The organism is Apibacter sp. B3935, assembly GCF_009827705.1.
Classification (GTDB): domain Bacteria; phylum Bacteroidota; class Bacteroidia; order Flavobacteriales; family Weeksellaceae; genus Apibacter.
In genome coordinates, this window is the sequence record NZ_WINL01000006.1 from 2501 (window position 1) to 5074 (window position 2574).

Consider the following 2574-nt stretch of genomic DNA (forward strand, 5'->3'; position numbering starts at 1 on the left):
ACATAATCAGATTTTACTTACAGGACTTTCACCTTCTTTGGTTGTTCTTTCCAAAACATTCTGCTATCTAATTACATACTTTTGGGCTCTTCCGATTTCGCTCGCCACTACTCTCGGAATCTCGGTTGATTTCTTTTCCTCTTCCTACTTAGATGTTTCAGTTCGGAAGGTTTGCCTTCCCTTGCGGGAATACTATACTCTTGTATAGTGGGTTGCCCCATTCAGACATCTGCGGATCTATTCGTGTGTGCCAATCCCCGCAGCTTTTCGCAGCTTACCACGTCTTTCTTCGCCTCTTGAAGCCTAGGCATCCGCCATACGCCCTTAACGATTTCTTTTCCTTAGCCAATTGTATTGGCCGCTCGGTTTATTTTTTTATATAAAATCCCAATAATGTCAATGATCCGTATATAACACTGGTTCTTTTTACTACTTCTTTCTTTCGTTTTTAGAACCTTGTGGAGAATAAGGGAGTCGAACCCTTGACCTCCTGCGTGCAAGGCAGGCGCTCTAGCCAGCTGAGCTAATTCCCCTTGTTTCCCTTTGTAGTCTCAGGCAGACTCGAACTGCCGACCTCTACATTATCAGTGTAGCGCTCTAACCGGCTGAGCTATGAGACTGATTGATTTTTATTTTCCTCGTTGCTCCTTTTACTCTTCTTCTTATGTCTTACCTTTTCCTTACAGGGGCTTTTCAGGGGTGTTATATATCTTGTGTTTTTTTAACTTTTTACTTACTCTTTTCTTTCTTTAAGTAGGAAACACCTGGAAGTTGTCAGCTTCTTTTGGGGTTTTTATTCCTTGTTTTGACTTTTTGCTCTAAAAAAGAGATGTTCCAGCCGCACCTTCCGGTACGGCTACCTTGTTACGACTTAGCCCCAGTCACTAGTTTTACCCTAGGCAGCTCCTTTTACGGTCACCGACTTCAGGTACCCCCAGCTTCCATGGCTTGACGGGCGGTGTGTACAAGGCCCGGGAACGTATTCACCGCAGCATGGCTGATCTGCGATTACTAGCGATTCCAGCTTCATAGAGTCGAGTTGCAGACTCCAATCCGAACTGAGACCGGCTTTTGAGATTCGCATCTGGTTGCCCAGTAGCTGCCCTCTGTACCGGCCATTGTAGCACGTGTGTGGCCCAGGGCGTAAGGGCCGTGATGATTTGACGTCATCCCCACCTTCCTCGCGGTTTGCACCGGCAGTCTCATTAGAGTTCCCGACTTTACTCGTTGGCAACTAATGATAAGGGTTGCGCTCGTTATAGGACTTAACCTGACACCTCACGGCACGAGCTGACGACAACCATGCAGCACCTTGAAAATTGTCCGTAGAAATACTTATTTCTAAGTACGCCAATTCCCATTTAAGCCCTGGTAAGGTTCCTCGCGTATCATCGAATTAAACCACATGCTCCACCGCTTGTGCGGGCCCCCGTCAATTCCTTTGAGTTTCAACCTTGCGGTCGTACTCCCCAGGTGGGATACTTATTACTTTCGCTTAGTCACTGAGGGGTAACCCCCAACAACGAGTATCCATCGTTTACGGCGTGGACTACCAGGGTATCTAATCCTGTTCGCTCCCCACGCTTTCGTCCATCAGCGTCAATCGGTATTTAGTAACCTGCCTTCGCAATCGGGGTTCTGTGTAATATCTATGCATTTCACCGCTACACTACACATTCCAGCTACTTCAATACTATTCAAGATTAACAGTATCAACGGCAGTTCTACAGTTAAGCTGCAGGTTTTCACCGCTGACTTATCAACCCGCCTACGGACCCTTTAAACCCAATAAATCCGGATAACGCTCGCATCCTCCGTATTACCGCGGCTGCTGGCACGGAGTTAGCCGATGCTTATTCGTATGGTACCTTCAGAACATTACGCGTAATGTGGTTTATTCCCATACAAAAGAAGTTTAAAACCCATAGGGCTGTCGTCCTTCACGCGGGATGGCTGGATCAGGCTCTCACCCATTGTCCAATATTCCTCACTGCTGCCTCCCGTAGGAGTCTGGTCCGTGTCTCAGTTCCAGTGTGGGGGTTCACCCTCTCAGGCCCCCTAAGGATCATCGTCTTGGTAAGCCGTTACCTTACCAACTAACTAATCCTACGCATGCCTATCTATATCCGATAAATCTTTTAATATCTACCAATGCTGACAAATATGTTATCCGGTATTAATCCGGGTTTCCCCGGGCTATCCCGGTGATACAGGTAAGTTGCATACGCGTTACGCACCCGTACGCCGGTCTCTCTTGAAGCAAGCTCCAAAATACCCCTCGGCTTGCATGTGTTAGGCCTCCCGCTAGCGTTCATCCTGAGCCAGGATCAAACTCTCCATTGTAATTTCTTTGTTATTATCAATTTCAAGGCTTTTTCCCTAACTCAAAAGAATCTCTTTTCTTCCAGGTTGTGTTTTGCTACTTTTTATCTTTCGTAAGCTTTGTTTAAAAAAACTTTTTATTTCAACGATCTTTTTCGCTTCTCAGGTCTCTCTTCTTCTGTTTTTCTCTTTCGTTGTTCCTGACTTGCGGGTGCAAAGATAGCTACTTTTTCTTTCCCCGCAAGTTTTTTT

General features: G+C 46.2%; 2 tRNA genes and 2 rRNA genes (1 of these 4 running past the window's edge). All 4 read right to left on the reverse strand.

Annotated features, from left to right (window positions below):
- Positions 1-338: ribosomal RNA gene (locus GFV00_RS09635) — 23S ribosomal RNA — on the reverse strand; it reaches 2485 nt to the left of the window's first position.
- Positions 339-459: 121 nt separating this feature from the next.
- Positions 460-533, reverse strand: a tRNA-Ala gene (locus GFV00_RS09640).
- A 13-nt stretch (positions 534-546) separates the two neighbouring features.
- Positions 547-620: transfer RNA gene (locus GFV00_RS09645), tRNA-Ile, on the reverse strand.
- A 202-nt stretch (positions 621-822) separates the two neighbouring features.
- Positions 823-2343: ribosomal RNA gene (locus GFV00_RS09650) — 16S ribosomal RNA — on the reverse strand.
- The 16S and 23S rRNA genes sit together here with 2 tRNA genes alongside, the layout of an rRNA operon.
- Positions 2344-2574: the final 231 nt, after the last annotated feature.